Source organism: Pseudomonas sp. 3JA (assembly GCF_036961705.1).
Lineage (GTDB): Bacteria > Pseudomonadota > Gammaproteobacteria > Pseudomonadales > Pseudomonadaceae > Aquipseudomonas > Aquipseudomonas fluorescens_Q.
The window spans coordinates 40,433-56,240 of sequence record NZ_JBAMDJ010000040.1; the positions used below are offsets into that span (position 1 = coordinate 40,433).

Sequence of the window (15,808 nt, forward strand, 5' to 3'; positions counted from 1 at the left end):
GTAAAGATTATAAGAAGGAGATACCCCATGAACCGCCTGACTGCCTTTTTTATCGCGACCCTGATGGCACTGGGAACCAGCCTGGTTCACGCACGAGACCTGGACACGGACGAAGCCCGCAAACTGCAAGACGCTGGTACCATCCTGTCCTTTGAAAAACTCAACGCCGCTGCCCTGGCCGAACACCCTGGCGCCACCTTGACCGATACCGAGCTGGACGAAGAGTACGGCAAGTACATTTACCAGGTGGATTTGCGTGATACGAAGGGCATTGAGTGGGATCTGGAATTGGACGCCACCAACGGCAAGGTGCTCAAGAATCATCAGGATACGTAATGAAGCTTAATCTGCGCGCCCATAATCGATGGGCGCTGGCGCTGCTGGCGTTTTGTTCGCTGGCCGTGGCCCGGGACCTGGATCAGGACGAGGCCCTGCAACTGCGCCAGCAGGGTGTGATCTTGCCGCTGGAGCAACTGCTGCAACAGGCGCTGGACCTGCACCCGGGCGCCAAACTGCTGGAAGCCGAGCTGGAGGAGAAACACGGCGTCTATATTTATGAGGTCGAGTTGCTGGACACCGACGGCGTCGTGCGCGAATTGGACCTGGAGGCCGCGACCGGCCGCTTACTCAAAGATAAGGAAGACTGATGCGCCTGCTTCTGGTGGAAGATCACGTGCCCCTGGCTGATGAACTGATGGCCGGGCTTGCACGCCAGGGCTACGCCGTCGACTGGCTCGCCGATGGTCGCGACGCGGTGTACCAGGGCAGCAGCGAACCCTACGACCTGATCATCCTCGATCTCGGCCTGCCGGGCGTGCCGGGGCTTGAGGTGCTCGCCCAATGGCGTGCCGGTGGCTTGAGCACGCCAGTGTTGATCCTTACCGCGCGCGGTTCCTGGGCCGAGCGCATCGAAGGCCTCAAGGCCGGGGCCGACGATTACCTGACCAAACCTTTTCATCCTGAAGAGCTGCAGTTGCGGATCCAGGCGTTGCTGCGCCGTTCCCACGGCCAGGTCAACCAGCCGACGCTGAAGTCGGCCGGGTTGCACCTGGATGAGAGTCGCCAGTGCGTGGTCCGCGACGGCACCGACATCCAGCTCACGGCCGCCGAGTTCCGCCTGTTGCGCTATTTCATGCTGCATCCCGAGCAGATCCTTTCCAAAAGCCATCTCGCCGAACACCTGTATGACGGTGAGACCGAGCGCGATTCCAACGTGCTTGAAGTCCACGTCAATCACCTGCGGCGCAAGCTGGGCCGCAGCGTGATCGAAACCCGTCGCGGCCAGGGTTACCTGTTCGGCGGGCAGGCGCAGTGAGATCCATCCAGCGGCGCCTGAGCCTGGGGTTGATCGGTGTGATGGTGGTGGTCGGCCTGGTTCTGGCACAGACCAGCCTGTGGTTGTTCGAGCTGGGCTTGCAGCGTTACCTGGAAGCCGGGCTGCGCAACGACAGCGAAAACCTGCTGGTGGCCCTGGTGCGCGGCCCGCAGGGGCTGCAACTGGATGAACGACGCTTGTCGCCGGCCTATCAGCGGCCGTTTTCCGGGCATTATTTCCGTATCGACTTTGCCGATGTGCACTGGCGCTCCCGCTCCCTGTGGGACCAGGAATTGCCCCGGCTCGATCACCCGGGCCTGCACAGCAACCTGCAACTGGGGCCTGAGGGCCAGAAGCTGCTGGTGCTACGCACCGACTATCGACGGCTGGGCCAGGCGATCTCCATCAGCGTGGCCCAGGATTACACGCCGGTGCGTGACAGCTTCCGCCGAATGCAGCAGATCGGCCTGGGGCTCGGGTTGGCGGGGTTGCTGTTGATTCTGTTGCTGCAACGCATCACCGTGCGCCGCGCCTTGCGTCCGCTGGACCGGGCGCGGGAGCAGATTGCCCAGTTGCAGCGTGGGCAGCGTTCGCAACTCGACGAACAGGTGCCACGGGAGCTGGAACCGCTGGTGGCGCAAATCAACCATCTGCTGGCTCACACCGAGGACAGCCTCAAGCGTTCACGCAACGCCCTGGGCAACCTCGGCCATGCCTTGAAGACCCCGCTGGCGGTGCTGCAAAGCCTGGCTTCGAACGAGAAGCTCGATCCGTATCCCGAGTTGCGCAAGCTGCTGCTCGATCAACTGGAGCAGGTCCGCCAGCGCCTGAACCGGGAACTCAACCGCGCCCGCTTGTCCGGCGATGCCTTGCCCGGCGCGCACCTGGACTGCGATGCCGAGCTGCCGGGATTGCTCGCCACACTGAACATGATCCACGGCGAACACCTGCGCCTGAGCTACGCCGCCCCGCCGGGCCTGCACCTGCCCTGGGATCGTGAAGACCTGCTGGAATTGTTGGGCAACCTGCTGGACAACGCCTGCAAATGGGCCGACGCCGAAGTGCGCCTGACCATGACCGAGACAGCCGACGGATTCAGTCTGGCCGTGGAAGACGACGGCCCGGGCATCCCCAGGGATCGCCGCGACCAGGTGTTCAGCCGCGGCACGCGGCTGGATGAACAGACCGATGGACACGGCCTGGGCCTGGGCATCGTGCGGGACATCGTCGACACCTGGGGCGGCCTGCTGGCGTTGGACGACAGCGAGTGGGGTGGATTGAAGGTCGTGATTGAGTTGCCCAAGCGCTGACCTCTATCGCATGGCGCCGCCCTCCTGTGGGAGCGAGCTTGCTCGCGATGGCGTCAGTTCAGCCACATGGATAGCTACCGAAAGATCGCTATCGCGAGCAAGCTCGCTCCCACTAGGGTGGGGCGGCGGTGGTAGTCAATATTGCGAGATTTGAAAACCCGCCCCACGGCCCTTGCAGCTTGCCGCCGCTTGCTGCAAAGTCGCGACCTTTTTGTCCGGTGGCTTTCCATCGCTGTGCTTTGAGGTAATGATGATAAATGCAGTAATTGCCGCGGTTGGCGTCATGCTGGTGCTCAGCCTGGCCCGCGTGCATGTGGTGATCGCGCTGATTATCGGTGCGTTGGTGGGTGGCCTAACGGGTGGCCTGGGGATCGAGGCGACGCTCAAGGCGTTCAATGCCGGCCTGGGTGGCGGTGCGACGGTGGCGCTGTCCTACGCCTTGCTCGGCGCTTTCGCCGTGGCGATTGCCAAGTCCGGCATGGCCCACGCCCTGGCGGACAAAGCCCTGGCCCTGGTGGATCGCCAGGACACTGCCGGCGGCAGGGGCGTCAAATGGGTGCTGATCGGTTTGCTGGGAACGGTCGCGGTCGCCTCCCAGAACATTTTGCCGATTCATATCGCTTTCATTCCGCTGCTGGTGCCGCCGCTGCTCTATGTGCTGACCAAGTTGCAGCTGGACCGCCGGTTGATCGCCTGCGTCATGACCTTCGGCTTGATCACGCCCTACATGTTCCTGCCGGTTGGTTTCGGCAATATCTTCCTCAACGAAATCCTCCTGGCCAACATCGCCCGCAGCGGTGTGGACGTCAGCGGCATCAACGTCACCCATGCCATGGGCATCCCGGCGCTGGGCATGGTGTTTGGTCTGCTGTTGTCGTTGTTTTCCTACCGCAAGAAGCGCGTCTATGACCTGAAGAAAATCGCCCGGGTCGAGCAAGTGGCCGTGCGCTACAACCCACTGAGCCTGATGGTGGCCGGTTTTGCGGTGGCGGCGGCGTTTGCGGTGCAACTGCTGGTGGACTCGATGATCATCGGCGCCCTGGTCGGGTTCCTGATTTTCTCGCTGTCGGGGGTGGTGCGCTGGCGCGAGACTGACGACCTGTTCACCGAAGGCATGAAGATGATGGCGATGATCGGCTTCATCATGATCGCGGCCTCAGGCTTCGCCGAAGTGATGAAGGCCACCGACGAAGTCCAGAGCCTGGTGGAGTCTTCGGCGGCCTGGATCGGCCACAACAAGGGCATTGGCGCGCTGATGATGTTGCTGGTGGGGCTGCTGGTGACCATGGGCATCGGCTCGTCGTTTTCCACGGTGCCGATCCTGGCGACGATTTTCGTGCCACTGTGCCTGCAACTGGGCTTTAGCCCGCTGGCGATCGTCTGCATCGTCGGCACCGCCGGCGCCCTGGGCGATGCTGGCTCGCCCGCCTCGGACTCGACCCTGGGTCCGACCTCCGGCCTGAACATCGACGGCCAGCACCATCACATCTGGGACACCGTGGTCCCGACCTTCATCCACTACAACCTGCCGCTGCTGGTGTTTGGTTGGGTGGCGGCGATGGTGTTGTAAGGCTGATTCAACAGGGCTCAAGGACCGAGTCGCATCCTTCGCGAGCAAGCCCGCTCCCACACTGGATCCGCAATGAACACAGAATATGTGTGCACCAGCGATCCCTTGTGGGAGCGGGCTTGCTCGCGATGAGGCCTTTGAATCCCGCGAAGAAGTTGCTGCCTGTACGCGATAGCCGGTTAAACCTGTCCTACAGTTTTGCCGTGCGGTGCCGTTAATACAGCTAACCACGCCAATAACACCTACAAGAGTGAACAGCATGCGCCTGAGCCTGAAGGCTAAAGTCCTGTCCCTTGCGATACTGCCGGTATTGCTGTCCGCCGTGATCATCAGCCTGACCACGGCTTTCATCTTGAAGGAGCAAGCTAGCAAAGAGGTCCAGCAGACCCGCGAACGCCTGCTCAGCGAGGCCAAGGCCACGCTGCAGAACTATGTGGCAGTGGGCCTGACCGCCATCAAGCCGCTCTACGATGCCGCTGCGCCTGGCGATAATGAAGCGCGTGCCCAGGCGATCAAGCTGCTGTCGAACATCAGCTACGGCAAGGACGGCTATTTCTTCGGCTACGACTCCGAGACCATTCGTCTGTTCAAGGCCAACAGCCCCGATGGCGTTGGCAAGAGTTTCAAGGACAACCGCGACCCGAACGGTGTCTACGTCAACCGCGACCTGGTGAAAGTCGCCAAGGACGGAACGCATTATCTGGAATACAGCTCGCCACTGCCCGGCAGCCAGGACTTGGTGCCCAAGCTCGGCTACACCGAGTACCTGTCCAAGTGGGACCTGGCAGTCGGTAGCTCGGTCAACCTGGACGGCATCGAGGCCCAGGTGGCCCTGGTGGAAGCCAAGGTCCACGATCGTGTACAAGGCGTGATATTGAGCATTGTCGGGATCGCCGCCGTGGTGTTGCTGGTGATCGCGGTCGTGGGCCTGTTGCTGGCCAATGCGATCCTGCGTCCCCTGCACCTGATGAAAGACAACCTCGACGACATCGCCGCGGGCGAGGGCGACCTGACCCGTCGGCTGACCATCACCAGCCAGGACGAGCTCGGCCAACTGGCCGGTTCGTTCAACCGCTTCGTCGACAAGATCCACGGCCTGGTGCGGCAGATCACCGACATGACCTCGCAACTGACCGGGCTGGTGACGCAAGTCTCCGAGCAGGCCCAGCGCTCCGAGCAGGCCATGGAACGCCAGCGCCACGAAACTGATCAGGTCGCCACGGCGATCAACGAGATGTCCTCGGCGGCCCAGGAAGTCGCCCGCAGCGCCCAGGGTGCCGCCGTCGCGGCCCAGCAGACCGACGAGGAAGGACAATCGGCCAAGCGTGTGGTGGCCGGCAGCATCCAGCAGATTCATGCGTTGGTGAACGATATCCGCAGCAGCGGCGTGTCCCTGGACAGCCTGCAGCAGGACGTGGCCTCGATCGTCAGCGTGCTCGGAGTGATTCGTTCGATTGCCGAGCAGACCAACCTGCTGGCCCTCAACGCCGCCATCGAGGCTGCGCGTGCTGGCGAGGCAGGGCGTGGGTTTGCCGTGGTGGCCGATGAAGTACGGGCCCTGGCCAGCCGGACCCAGCAGAGCACCCAGGAAATCCAGGGCATGATCGATCGCCTGCAATCAGGCACCCACGCGGCGGTGGAAGCGATGCGCCGTTCCAGTGAGGCCGGCGACGGCACCTCGGAACGGGCCAACGAGGCGGGCGCCTCCCTGGACACCATGGCGCAACTGATCGGCACCATCAACTCGATGAACGCCCAGATCGCCAGCGCTGCCGAAGAACAGACCGCGGTGGCCGAGGAAATCAACCGCAGCGTGCATCAGATCGCCGTGGCCGTGGACAGCGTCGCCGACGAAACCCAACTCGGCGCCCAGACCTCCCGCAGCCTGGCCGACCTGGGCCAGCGCCTGGGCAAGCTGGTGGGGCAGTTCCGGATCTGATCCCATCGCAGCAGGAGCTGCCGAAGGCTGCGATCTTTTGCTCTCGATCCAGATGTTTTCACCCGGGCAACCGGGTCTTATCGAGAAAGAAGGATCGCAGCCTTCGGCAGTTCCTGCCGGGTAAGTGGCGAGGGAGCTTGCTCCCGCTGGGTTGCGAAGCAACCCTGGAGCCAGGCACCTCGGTGTAACGGGCTGATCACCTTTTTGGGGCTGCTCCGCAGCCCAGCGGGAGCAAGCTCCCTCGCCACATTGCCACATTGCCACATTGCCATAATCAGGCAGGCAACTCGCGCACATCGCGCATCAACAACCCAAACCGCAGGTCCACCGCATCCGGGATGGGCAGGTACACCACGTGTCCATCCCCCGGTGCCACCTCGATGCCCTGGCCTTTGGCATTCTGCAACTGATGCAGGTCGAAGTGGAAATTGCCCTTGGGGGTCATCAGTTCCATGTGATCCCCCAGGCCAAAGCGGTTCTTCACCCGCACTTCGGCCAGGCGCTCGCGCCGTGCGCCGGTCAGTTCACCGACGAACTGCTGGCGCTCCGACACCGAGCTGCCGTTCTGGTAGTTCTGGTATTCGTCGTGCACGTGGCGCCTGAGAAAACCTTCGGTGTAACCGCGCTGGGCCAGGGACTCCAGGTCGGTCATCAGGCCACGATCGAATTCCCGACCGGCCATCGCGTCATCGATGGCCCGGCGATACACCTGGGTGGTGCGCGCGCAATAGAAGTGCGACTTGGTCCGGCCTTCGATCTTCAGCGAATGCACGCCCATGCGCGCCAGGCGCTCGACGTGTTGTACGGCGCGCAGGTCCTTGGCATTCATGATGTAGGTGCCGTGTTCGTCCTCGAAGGCCGGCATGGATTCTTCCGGGCGGTTGGCTTCCTGGAGCAAAAACACTTGGTCGGTGGGCGCGCCGAGGCCCAGGGTCGGCTCGGGCTGATAGCTCTGCACAATGTCGCCCACGGCATTTTCCACCGCCGGTTGTGCCGCATATTTCCAGCGACAGGCATTGGTGCAACTGCCCTGGTTGGCGTCGCGCTTGTTTAAATAGCCGGACAGCAGGCAGCGCCCGGAATAAGCCATGCACAGCGCTCCGTGGACGAACACTTCCAGTTCCATGGCCGGCACCTGCTCGCGGATCTCGGCGATTTCCTCCAGGGACAGTTCCCGGGACAGGATGATCCGGCTCAAGCCCTGCTGCTGCCAGAACTCGACGCTCGCCCAGTTCACCGTGTTGGCCTGCACCGACAGGTGAATCGGCATCTGGGGGAAGTGCCGGCGCACCAGCATGATCAGCCCCGGGTCGGACATGATCAGCGCGTCCGGCGCCATGGCGATCACCGGTTCAAGGTCTTTGAGGAAGGTGCGCAGCTTGGCGTTGTGCGGGGCAATGTTCACCACCACGTAGAAGCGCTTGCCCATGGCCTGGGCCTCGGCAATACCCAAGGCCAGATTCGCATGGTCGAACTCGTTGTTGCGCACCCGCAGGCTGTAGCGCGGCTGGCCGGCATACACCGCATCGGCACCGTAGGCGAAGGCATAGCGCATGTTTTTCAGGGTACCGGCGGGAGCCAGCAGTTCGGGGGCGGCGAGGGTCATGATGGCGTCGGATCGCAAAAGGCGGCGAGGGTAGCCCATGGTCGGCCAGGCCTTATTGATCTGAATCAATGCACGGCGCAAACGAGAAGGCACTCCCACGAGTCCTGGCGGACTAATGTTTATCCCGCCTTAGGACATGGAAAGCTGATGAATCGAAAGATGCTGCAAAACAAAGCCCAGATGCTGCTCCTGGTGCTGGTCACCATCGCGTTCATCTGGATTCTGCTGCCGTTTTACGGCGCGGTGTTCTGGGCGGTGATTCTGGGCATCGTCTTTGCGCCGATGCAGCGCCGCCTGCAGTTGAAATTCGGCTGGCACCGCAATGTCACGTCGCTGTTCACGTTGAGCATCTGTGTGGTCAGCGCGATCTTGCCGGTGATCATCATCAGTACGTTGTTGGTCCAGGAAGGCGCGGCGCTGTACAAGAGCCTGGAAAGCGGAGAACTGGACATTGCCGATTACCTGGCCCGTTTCAAGGATGCCTTGCCGCCGTACTTTCAGCACCTGCTGGACCGCTTCGGCCTGGGCAACCTGAACGGCTTGCGCGACAAGATCGTCAGGAGCGCGATGCAGGGCAGCGAGTTCTTCGCCACCCAGGCCTTCAGTTTCGGGCAGGGCACCTTTCAGTTCATGGTCAGCTTCTTCGTGATGATCTACCTGCTGTTCTTCTTTCTGCGCGACGGCGCGGAGCTGGTGCGCAAGGTGCGCATGGCCATTCCCTTGGCGGAACACCAAAAGCGCCGCCTGCAGCTGAAGTTCAATCGAGTGGTGCGCGCCACGGTGAAAGGCAACCTGCTGGTCGCCATCAGCCAGGGGGCGCTGGGTGGGCTGATCTTCTGGGTCCTGGGGATTCCGACGGTGTTGCCCTGGGCGGTGCTGATGGCGTTCCTGTCGTTGTTGCCAGCGGTCGGGGCGGGCCTCGTCTGGGCGCCGGTGGCGGTGTATTTCCTGCTCTCGGGGGCGATCTGGCAGGGCGTGGTGCTGACGCTGTTCGGGGTGTTCGTGATCGGCCTGGTGGACAATTTCCTGCGCCCGATCCTGGTGGGCAAGGACACCAAGATGCCCGACTACATGGTGCTGGTCTCGACACTGGGCGGGCTGGCGGTGTTCGGCCTCAATGGCTTCGTGATCGGGCCACTGATCGCCGCGCTGTTCATGTCGAGTTGGGCGCTGTTCGTCGAAACCACGCCGCGGGTGCAGTTGCCCTAGGCGCTCAGCAGGTACGGGCCGATGCGTTGCGACAGGGCCTGGGCGGCGGGCAGTGAAGTCAGCGGGCCGCTGATGGTCACGCCGTCTTGCACCAGATACCAGCAGGCCAGCAACCCGAGCTCGCGGAGTGGGGCAGGGACGGCGCTGCCAATGACAGACATGATTTGAACCTTGGGCATGGGACACCTCCATCAATCGATGGGGGTTACCTTACGACTCAGTGGGGGTAACGAAAAATCAACCGGCTCAATAGTAGGAATCGATGCCGCTCAATCGACGACCAGATCGAGCATGTGCACCACTTCCTGCTCGTTGAGCAGGCCCTTGCGCACCAGGTTTTCCGCCAACAGGGAAAGGAACTTGGCGCTGCGGTGGCCTTCGAGTTGCTTGAGTTCGGTCAGCACGTTGTACACCTTGCTTGAGGTGCACAGGCCGACGATGCGATGGGGGTTTTGTGTGGGCATACCTTCGTCCTTGTTTTTATGAAGCTGTTGTTGGCGGACAGAGCCAGTTTGCGGCCCTGTCATGACGCTCACGTGACAGCTTGGGTTGTTGGAAAAAAGAAAGCAGGATTCAGACCATAATGCCTTTTTGGCGCCGGATTATTGTTCCTGTAGCGACCTCGGCAAGTCTTTTCAACCAGCTGCGCTTAAATTTTTCCCACAAAAAAGCCCCTGAACCTTTCGATTCAGGGGCTTGATTGCTTGCTATCTGGCTCCACGACCTGGACTCGAACCAGGGACCCAGTGATTAACAGTCACTTGCTCTACCAACTGAGCTATCGCGGAATGGCGCGTATGTTACTGATTGGAAAAGAGAAGTCAAGCGTCCATTGGCGGACGGCGCATTCCTGGTGCCCTTTGACGGTCAATCAACGATTGGCAGTTACCGTCAGGGCAGGAGAGGACTACCATGGTCGCCCGGAAGTGGCAGGATGCGCTGCCGGCCATTCGCCGACATTAAGGTACGCGCCATGAACCACCTGTTACCTCTTCTCAGTGCCCGCCGCGCCGAGGTGCTCTTGTGAGTACCGCCCAGATCAGCTTGCCCAAGGGTGTGGGGCCTCACGCGGAGAAACTGTACGACGCCATCACCCAGGCCAGCACGGCTGAGGAATTGAACCGTGCCGGGGGCAAGGCCGAGGGTTTTGTCCTGGGGCTGGAAAGTACCAAGGCGATCAAGAGCCAGGTGGCCGAGTCGCTGTACGTCGTGTACGACGATGCGGCGAGCCAGCGGGCGACGGAGTTGTAGTTCTGGAGGCTTTTTGTGGCGAGGGAGCTTGCTCCCGCTGGGCTGCGTAGCAGCCCCAGGAAATGCTTGAGCCAATCAGTCTGACACACCGCGGTGGCTGGCTTTAGGGCCGCTTCGCAGCCCAGCGGGAGCAAGCTCCCTCGCCACGGGTCGGTGTGCGGGCTCAAAAAAAACGGGAAGCCATGGCTTCCCGTTCTTCATTACAGAGACCTTCAGATCACCTGGACGATGGCCTTGGTCACCGCATCGATGTTGTTCTGGTTCAGCGCGGCCACGCAGATGCGGCCGGTGTCCAGGGCATAGATGCCGAACTCGTTGCGCAGGCGCGTCACTTGTTCAACGGTCAGGCCGGAGTAGGAGAACATCCCGCTCTGGCGTGCGACGAAGCTGAAGTCGTGGTGCGGGGCGGCCTTGGCCAGCATGTCCACCATCTGGATGCGCATGCCGCGAATGCGCAGGCGCATTTCGGCCAGCTCGGCTTCCCACTGGGCCCGCAGTTCCGGGCTGTTGAGCACGGCGGCGACGATGCTGGCGCCGTGGGTCGGTGGGTTGGAGTAGTTGGTGCGGATCACGCGCTTGACCTGGGACAGCACGCGGGCACTTTCTTCTTTCGATTCGCTGACGATCGACAGGGCGCCGACGCGCTCGCCGTACAGGGAGAACGACTTGGAGAACGAGCTGGAGGCAAAGAAGGTCAGGCCCGACTCGGCGAACAGGCGCACGGCCGCCGCGTCTTCGTCGATACCGGCGCCAAAGCCCTGGTAGGCCATGTCCAGGAACGGAACGTGGTTCTTGGCCTTGACCACGGCCAGCACGTTTTTCCAGTCTTCCGGGCTCAGGTCCACGCCGGTCGGGTTGTGGCAGCAGGCGTGCAGCACAACGATCGAGCGGTCGGGCAGGGCGTTGAGGTCTTCCAGCAGGCCGCTGCGGTTCACGTCGTGGGTGGCGGCGTCGTAGTAGCGGTAGTTCTGCACCGGGAAACCAGCGGTTTCGAACAGGGCGCGGTGGTTTTCCCAGCTTGGGTCGCTGATGGCGACGACGGCGTCAGGCAGCAGTTGCTTGAGGAAGTCGGCACCGATCTTCAGTGCGCCGGTGCCGCCCACGGCCTGGGTGGTGATGACGCGACCGGAGGCGATCAGCGGCGAATCCTTGCCGAACAGCAAGGTCTGCACGGCCTGGTCGTAGGCGGCAATGCCGTCGATCGGCAAGTAGCCACGGGAAACGTGCTGAGCCACGCGAGCCGTCTCGGCCTCGACAACGGCGCGCAGGAGTGGAATACGCCCCTCTTCATTGCAGTAAACACCTACACCCAGATTGACCTTGTTGGTACGGGTGTCGGCGTTGAAAGCTTCGTTGAGGCCCAGGATGGGGTCGCGGGGTGCCAATTCGACAGCGGAAAACAGGCTCATTATTGCGCGGCTCTAATGGAGAGTGAGGGGAGGTGTGGCGCTCCAGCCGAATGCACTAGAGCGGTGCACAAACGGGGAGCTAGTATAGAGGCCATCACTCGGCACGGCGACAGGCGATTCGGCTTTCAGGCTAAGTTTTTTCGATTTTTTTCGACCGTTAGTCCTTTCGCCGCGTCAAAGTCTTCAAGGCGTGTAGGACGTTCGTCTTGAAAGCGAAGGCATTCACCTCCACATTGTGTGCATCCCAGCTTTTTCCTCGGGCGACACCCGTCGTTTCGGTCTTTCTCGTTCCTGTCGGCTGGCCGACAGGGGTGAATCCAGAGGTTATGTCATGTCTGAATTCCAGCTAGTCACCCGCTTCCAGCCCGCCGGCGATCAGCCGGAAGCCATCCGCCAGATGGTCGAAGGCATCGAGGCCGGGCTGGCGCACCAGACGTTGCTCGGTGTGACCGGTTCGGGCAAGACCTTCAGCATCGCCAACGTGATCGCCCAGATTCAGCGCCCGACCCTGGTACTGGCGCCGAACAAGACCCTGGCGGCGCAGCTGTACGGCGAGTTCAAAGCGTTTTTCCCGAATAACGCCGTGGAATACTTCGTTTCCTACTACGACTACTACCAACCCGAGGCCTACGTGCCGTCGTCGGACACCTTCATCGAGAAGGATGCCTCGATCAACGATCACATCGAACAGATGCGACTGTCGGCGACCAAGGCCTTGCTCGAGCGCAAGGACGCGATCATCGTCACCACGGTGTCGTGCATCTACGGCCTGGGCAGCCCGGAAACCTACTTGAAGATGGTGCTGCACGTAGACCGTGGCGACAAACTCGACCAACGCGCCTTGCTGCGGCGCCTGGCGGACTTGCAGTACACCCGCAACGACATGGATTTCGCCCGGGCGACGTTCCGGGTGCGTGGCGATGTGATCGACATCTACCCGGCGGAATCGGACCTGGAAGCGATTCGCATCGAGTTGTTCGACGATGAAGTGGAGAGCCTCTCGGCGTTCGACCCGCTGACCGGTGAAGTGATCCGCAAGTTGCCACGCTTCACGTTCTATCCCAAGAGCCACTATGTGACGCCCCGGGAAACCCTGCTGGACGCCATCGAAGGAATCAAGGTCGAGTTGCAGGAGCGCCTGGAATACCTGCGTTCGAACAACAAGCTGGTGGAAGCCCAGCGTCTGGAGCAGAGGACCCGGTTTGACCTGGAGATGATCCTGGAGCTGGGCTACTGCAACGGCATCGAAAACTATTCGCGCTACCTGTCGGGCCGTCCGGCGGGCGCGCCACCCCCCACCTTGTATGACTACCTGCCAGCCGATGCCCTGCTGGTCATCGACGAGTCCCACGTCAGCGTGCCCCAGGTCGGCGCCATGTACAAAGGCGACCGTTCGCGCAAGGAAACCCTGGTGGAATACGGTTTCCGCCTGCCCTCGGCGCTGGACAACCGGCCGATGCGCTTCGATGAATGGGAAAGCGTGAGCCCGCAGACGATTTTTGTCTCGGCCACCCCTGGCAACTACGAAGCCGAGCATGCCGGGCGGGTGGTCGAGCAAGTGGTGCGACCGACCGGGCTGGTGGACCCGCAAGTCGAGGTGCGCCCGGCGCTGACCCAGGTGGACGACCTGCTCTCGGAAATCTCCAAGCGCGTGGCGCTGGAGGAGCGAGTGCTGGTCACCACGCTGACCAAGCGCATGGCCGAAGACCTTACCGATTACCTGGCCGACCACGGCGTGCGGGTGCGTTACCTGCACTCGGACATCGACACGGTGGAGCGGGTCGAGATCATTCGCGACCTGCGCCTGGGCACTTTCGATGTGTTGGTGGGGATCAACCTGCTGCGCGAAGGCCTGGACATGCCGGAAGTGTCGCTGGTGGCGATTCTCGACGCCGACAAGGAAGGTTTCCTGCGTTCCGAGCGTTCGTTGATCCAGACCATCGGTCGCGCGGCACGTAACCTCAATGGCCGGGCGATTCTGTATGCCGACCGCATCACCGGCTCCATGGAGCGGGCCATTGGCGAGACCGAGCGCCGTCGTGACAAACAGATCGCCTTCAACCTGGCCAACGGCATTACCCCCAAGGGCGTGTTCAAGGACGTCGCCGACATCATGGAGGGCGCCACCGTGCCCGGCTCGCGCAGCAAGAAGCGCAAGGGCATGGCCAAGGCCGCCGAAGAGAGCGCTCGTTACGAGGCCGAACTGCGCTCGCCAAGCGAAATCACCAAGCGCATCCGTCAATTGGAAGAGAAGATGTACCAGTTGGCCCGGGACCTGGAGTTCGAGGCGGCGGCGCAGTTGCGCGATGAGATTGGCAAGTTGCGCGAGCGTTTGCTGGTTGTCTGAGGTTGTGTGGCGACCTTAAGGGCGTCATCGCGAGCAAGCTCGCCCCCACAGTTCGATCGAGTCGCCCAATGATCCTTTGTGGGAGCGGGCTTGCTCGCGAAGGGGGCGACTCGGTCTGACGACTGGCGACACAAATCCCGCTCTCACTGGAGCCCGCCCGCCATCGCCTGTTACCATTCGCCCCCTGTTTGATCTTCGCTTTTATATTCTTTCCGAGACATGCCATGACCACCGTCCGCACCCGCATCGCGCCTTCGCCCACTGGCGATCCCCATGTCGGCACCGCCTACATCGCTTTGTTCAACTATTGCTTTGCCAAGCAGCATGGTGGCGAGTTCATTCTGCGGATCGAGGACACCGACCAGTTGCGTTCGACCCGCGAGTCCGAACAGCAGATCTTCGACGCCCTGCGCTGGTTGGGGATCGACTGGAGCGAAGGCCCGGACGTCGGCGGCCCGCACGGTCCGTATCGCCAGAGCGAGCGTGGTGACATCTACCAGCAGTATTGCCAGCAACTGGTGGACATGGGGCATGCGTTCCCGTGTTTCTGCACCGCCGAAGAGCTGGACCAGATGCGCGCCGAGCAAATGGCCCGTGGCGAAACCCCGCGCTACGACGGCCGGGCGCTGCTGCTGTCCAAGGAAGAAGTCGCTCGTCGCCTGGCGGCTGGCGAGCCTCATGTGATCCGCATGAAGGTGCCAACCGAAGGCGTCTGCGTGGTGCCGGACATGCTGCGTGGCGATGTCGAGATCCCGTGGGATCGCATGGACATGCAAGTGCTGATGAAGACCGACGGCCTGCCGACGTACTTCCTGGCCAACGTGGTCGACGATCACTTGATGGGCATCACCCACGTGTTGCGCGGTGAAGAATGGCTGCCGTCGGCGCCGAAACTGATCCTGCTCTACGAATACTTCGGCTGGGAGCAACCACAGCTGTGCTACATGCCGCTGCTGCGTAACCCGGACAAGAGCAAGCTGTCCAAGCGCAAGAACCCGACCTCGGTGACGTTCTACGAGCGCATGGGCTTCATGCCCGAGGCAATGCTCAACTACCTGGGACGCATGGGCTGGTCGATGCCGGACGAGCGCGAGAAGTTCTCGCTGCAGGAAATGGTCGAGCATTTCGATCTGTCGCGCGTGTCCCTGGGTGGGCCGATCTTCGACATCGAGAAACTGTCGTGGCTCAACGGCCAGTGGCTGCGGGACCTGCCGGTGGAAGAGTTCGCCGCGCGTGTGCAGAAGTGGGCGTTGAATCCTGAGTACATGATGAAGATCGCGCCTCATGTGCAGGGCAGGGTAGAGACCTTCAGTCAGATCGCCCCGCTGGCCGGTTTCTTCTTCGCCGGCGGCGTGACGCCGGATGCGAAGTTGTTCGAATCCAAGAAGCTTTCGGGCGACCAGGTGCGCCAGTTGATGCAACTGATCCTGTGGAAGCTCGAAAGCCTGCGTCAGTGGGAGAAGGACAGCATCACCGCGACCATCCAGGCCGTGGTCGAATCGCTGGAGTTGAAACTGCGCGATGCCATGCCGCTGATGTTCGCCGCCATTACCGGCCAGGCCAGCTCGGTGTCGGTGCTCGATGCGATGGAAATCCTCGGGCCGGACCTGACCCGTTTCCGCCTGCGCCAGGCCATCGATCTGCTCGGTGGTGTGTCGAAGAAGGAAAACAAGGAGTGGGAAAAACTGCTGGGCGCGATCGCGTAAGCGCTCGATGAGGCAGGGCATACCCCGGTTTTCCGGGGTTTGTCGGTAAGTGATTGTTATCCCGGCAAAAAATTTTCAAATTTGTTGAAAATAAATTTGACAGCCCTCCGATACGCCCTTAAGATTCGCCCCGTCCTCAGCGATGA

At 61.8% G+C, this 15,808-nt stretch carries 14 protein-coding genes, 1 tRNA gene and 1 pseudogene; 11 read left to right on the forward strand and 5 right to left on the reverse strand.

The features are described 5' to 3' along the window. Positions 1 to 27: 27 nt before the first annotated feature. The 7 genes and pseudogenes from V7773_RS24845 to V7773_RS30610 all read left to right on the forward strand — a co-directional run bounded on the left by V7773_RS24845 (position 28) and on the right by V7773_RS30610 (position 6,134). The gene (locus V7773_RS24845) at positions 28 to 336 is read left to right on the forward strand and encodes a PepSY domain-containing protein (RefSeq protein ID WP_063320292.1); all 309 of its coding nucleotides are present in this window, start codon (positions 28 to 30) and stop codon (positions 334 to 336) included. Next, positions 336 to 647: a PepSY domain-containing protein gene (locus V7773_RS24850; protein ID WP_063320293.1), complete on the forward strand. Its 312-nt coding sequence runs from the start codon at positions 336 to 338 to the stop codon at positions 645 to 647. Before V7773_RS24845 ends, V7773_RS24850 begins: the two co-directional genes overlap by 1 nt. Next, positions 647 to 1,315: a response regulator transcription factor gene (locus V7773_RS24855; protein ID WP_063320294.1), complete on the forward strand. Its 669-nt coding sequence runs from the start codon at positions 647 to 649 to the stop codon at positions 1,313 to 1,315. The genes V7773_RS24850 and V7773_RS24855 overlap by 1 nt, the downstream gene beginning before the upstream one ends. Then, entirely contained in the window at positions 1,312 to 2,625 is a 1,314-nt protein-coding gene (locus tag V7773_RS24860; RefSeq protein ID WP_336075749.1) for a sensor histidine kinase, read from the forward strand. The genes V7773_RS24855 and V7773_RS24860 overlap by 4 nt, the downstream gene beginning before the upstream one ends. 253 nt (positions 2,626 to 2,878) lie before the next feature. Then, a complete protein-coding gene (locus tag V7773_RS24865) occupies positions 2,879 to 4,195 on the forward strand; it encodes a Na+/H+ antiporter family protein (protein WP_336075754.1) in 1,317 nt (438 codons plus the stop codon). A 259-nt stretch (positions 4,196 to 4,454) separates the two neighbouring features. After that, positions 4,455 to 5,276, forward strand: a pseudogene (locus V7773_RS30605) (cache domain-containing protein); the annotation flags it as partial. A gap of 102 nt (positions 5,277 to 5,378) precedes the next feature. Next, positions 5,379 to 6,134, forward strand: coding sequence for a methyl-accepting chemotaxis protein (locus V7773_RS30610; protein ID WP_371856978.1), 756 nt, complete (start codon positions 5,379 to 5,381; stop codon positions 6,132 to 6,134). A 274-nt stretch (positions 6,135 to 6,408) separates the two neighbouring features. On the opposite strand, the gene trhP is transcribed toward V7773_RS30610, so the two are convergent. Then, entirely contained in the window at positions 6,409 to 7,740 is a 1,332-nt protein-coding gene (gene trhP, locus V7773_RS24875) for a prephenate-dependent tRNA uridine(34) hydroxylase TrhP (RefSeq protein WP_336075756.1), read from the reverse strand. A 147-nt stretch (positions 7,741 to 7,887) separates the two neighbouring features. On the opposite strand from trhP, the gene V7773_RS24880 reads away from it, so the two are divergent. Beyond that, complete coding sequence (locus V7773_RS24880) at positions 7,888 to 8,949, forward strand: AI-2E family transporter (RefSeq protein WP_336075751.1); 1,062 nt, start codon at positions 7,888 to 7,890, stop codon at positions 8,947 to 8,949. Here V7773_RS24880 and V7773_RS24885 read toward each other — a convergent pair. The 3 genes from V7773_RS24885 to V7773_RS24895 all read right to left on the reverse strand — a co-directional run bounded on the left by V7773_RS24885 (position 8,946) and on the right by V7773_RS24895 (position 9,737). Then, a complete protein-coding gene (locus V7773_RS24885) occupies positions 8,946 to 9,128 on the reverse strand; it encodes a hypothetical protein (protein ID WP_003203898.1) in 183 nt (60 codons plus the stop codon). The genes V7773_RS24880 and V7773_RS24885 overlap by 4 nt on opposite strands. 90 nt (positions 9,129 to 9,218) lie before the next feature. After that, on the reverse strand, positions 9,219 to 9,413 hold the full coding sequence (locus V7773_RS24890) for a hypothetical protein (RefSeq protein WP_003203896.1): 195 nt from the start codon (positions 9,411 to 9,413) through the stop codon (positions 9,219 to 9,221). 248 nt (positions 9,414 to 9,661) lie between these two features. Further along, positions 9,662 to 9,737: transfer RNA gene (locus tag V7773_RS24895), tRNA-Asn, on the reverse strand. 235 nt (positions 9,738 to 9,972) lie between these two features. On the opposite strand from V7773_RS24895, the gene V7773_RS24900 reads away from it, so the two are divergent. Next, positions 9,973 to 10,200: a hypothetical protein gene (locus tag V7773_RS24900; protein ID WP_063320300.1), complete on the forward strand. Its 228-nt coding sequence runs from the start codon at positions 9,973 to 9,975 to the stop codon at positions 10,198 to 10,200. 212 nt (positions 10,201 to 10,412) lie between these two features. On the opposite strand, the gene V7773_RS24905 is transcribed toward V7773_RS24900, so the two are convergent. Then, positions 10,413 to 11,609 carry an amino acid aminotransferase gene (locus V7773_RS24905; protein WP_014337444.1) on the reverse strand — a complete coding sequence of 399 codons (1,197 nt, stop codon included), beginning with the start codon at positions 11,607 to 11,609 and terminating at the stop codon, positions 10,413 to 10,415. Positions 11,610 to 11,940: 331 nt separating this feature from the next. Here V7773_RS24905 and uvrB point away from each other — a divergent pair, with 331 nt between their 5' ends. Next, positions 11,941 to 13,956 carry an excinuclease ABC subunit UvrB gene (uvrB, locus tag V7773_RS24910; RefSeq protein ID WP_336075752.1) on the forward strand — a complete coding sequence of 672 codons (2,016 nt, stop codon included), beginning with the start codon at positions 11,941 to 11,943 and terminating at the stop codon, positions 13,954 to 13,956. A gap of 224 nt (positions 13,957 to 14,180) precedes the next feature. Beyond that, a complete protein-coding gene (gene gltX / locus V7773_RS24915; protein WP_336075753.1) occupies positions 14,181 to 15,662 on the forward strand; it encodes a glutamate--tRNA ligase in 1,482 nt (493 codons plus the stop codon). Positions 15,663 to 15,808 lie beyond the last annotated feature (146 nt).

What these genes read in the sequence shown, in the direction of transcription:
- V7773_RS24905 (WP_014337444.1), bottom strand. Translation starts at nt 11,609, where the DNA reads ATGAGCCTGTTTTCCGCTGTCGAATTGGCACCCCGCGACCCCATCCTG.
- trhP (WP_336075756.1), bottom strand. Translation starts at nt 7,740, where the DNA reads ATGACCCTCGCCGCCCCCGAACTGCTGGCTCCCGCCGGTACCCTGAAA.
- uvrB (WP_336075752.1), top strand. Translation starts at nt 11,941, where the DNA reads ATGTCTGAATTCCAGCTAGTCACCCGCTTCCAGCCCGCCGGCGATCAG.
- gltX (WP_336075753.1), top strand. Translation starts at nt 14,181, where the DNA reads ATGACCACCGTCCGCACCCGCATCGCGCCTTCGCCCACTGGCGATCCC.
- V7773_RS30610 (WP_371856978.1), top strand. Translation starts at nt 5,379, where the DNA reads ATGGAACGCCAGCGCCACGAAACTGATCAGGTCGCCACGGCGATCAAC.
- V7773_RS24855 (WP_063320294.1), top strand. Translation starts at nt 647, where the DNA reads ATGCGCCTGCTTCTGGTGGAAGATCACGTGCCCCTGGCTGATGAACTG.
- V7773_RS24850 (WP_063320293.1), top strand. Translation starts at nt 336, where the DNA reads ATGAAGCTTAATCTGCGCGCCCATAATCGATGGGCGCTGGCGCTGCTG.
- V7773_RS24890 (WP_003203896.1), bottom strand. Translation starts at nt 9,413, where the DNA reads ATGCCCACACAAAACCCCCATCGCATCGTCGGCCTGTGCACCTCAAGC.
- V7773_RS24845 (WP_063320292.1), top strand. Translation starts at nt 28, where the DNA reads ATGAACCGCCTGACTGCCTTTTTTATCGCGACCCTGATGGCACTGGGA.
- V7773_RS24880 (WP_336075751.1), top strand. Translation starts at nt 7,888, where the DNA reads ATGAATCGAAAGATGCTGCAAAACAAAGCCCAGATGCTGCTCCTGGTG.
- V7773_RS24885 (WP_003203898.1), bottom strand. Translation starts at nt 9,128, where the DNA reads ATGCCCAAGGTTCAAATCATGTCTGTCATTGGCAGCGCCGTCCCTGCC.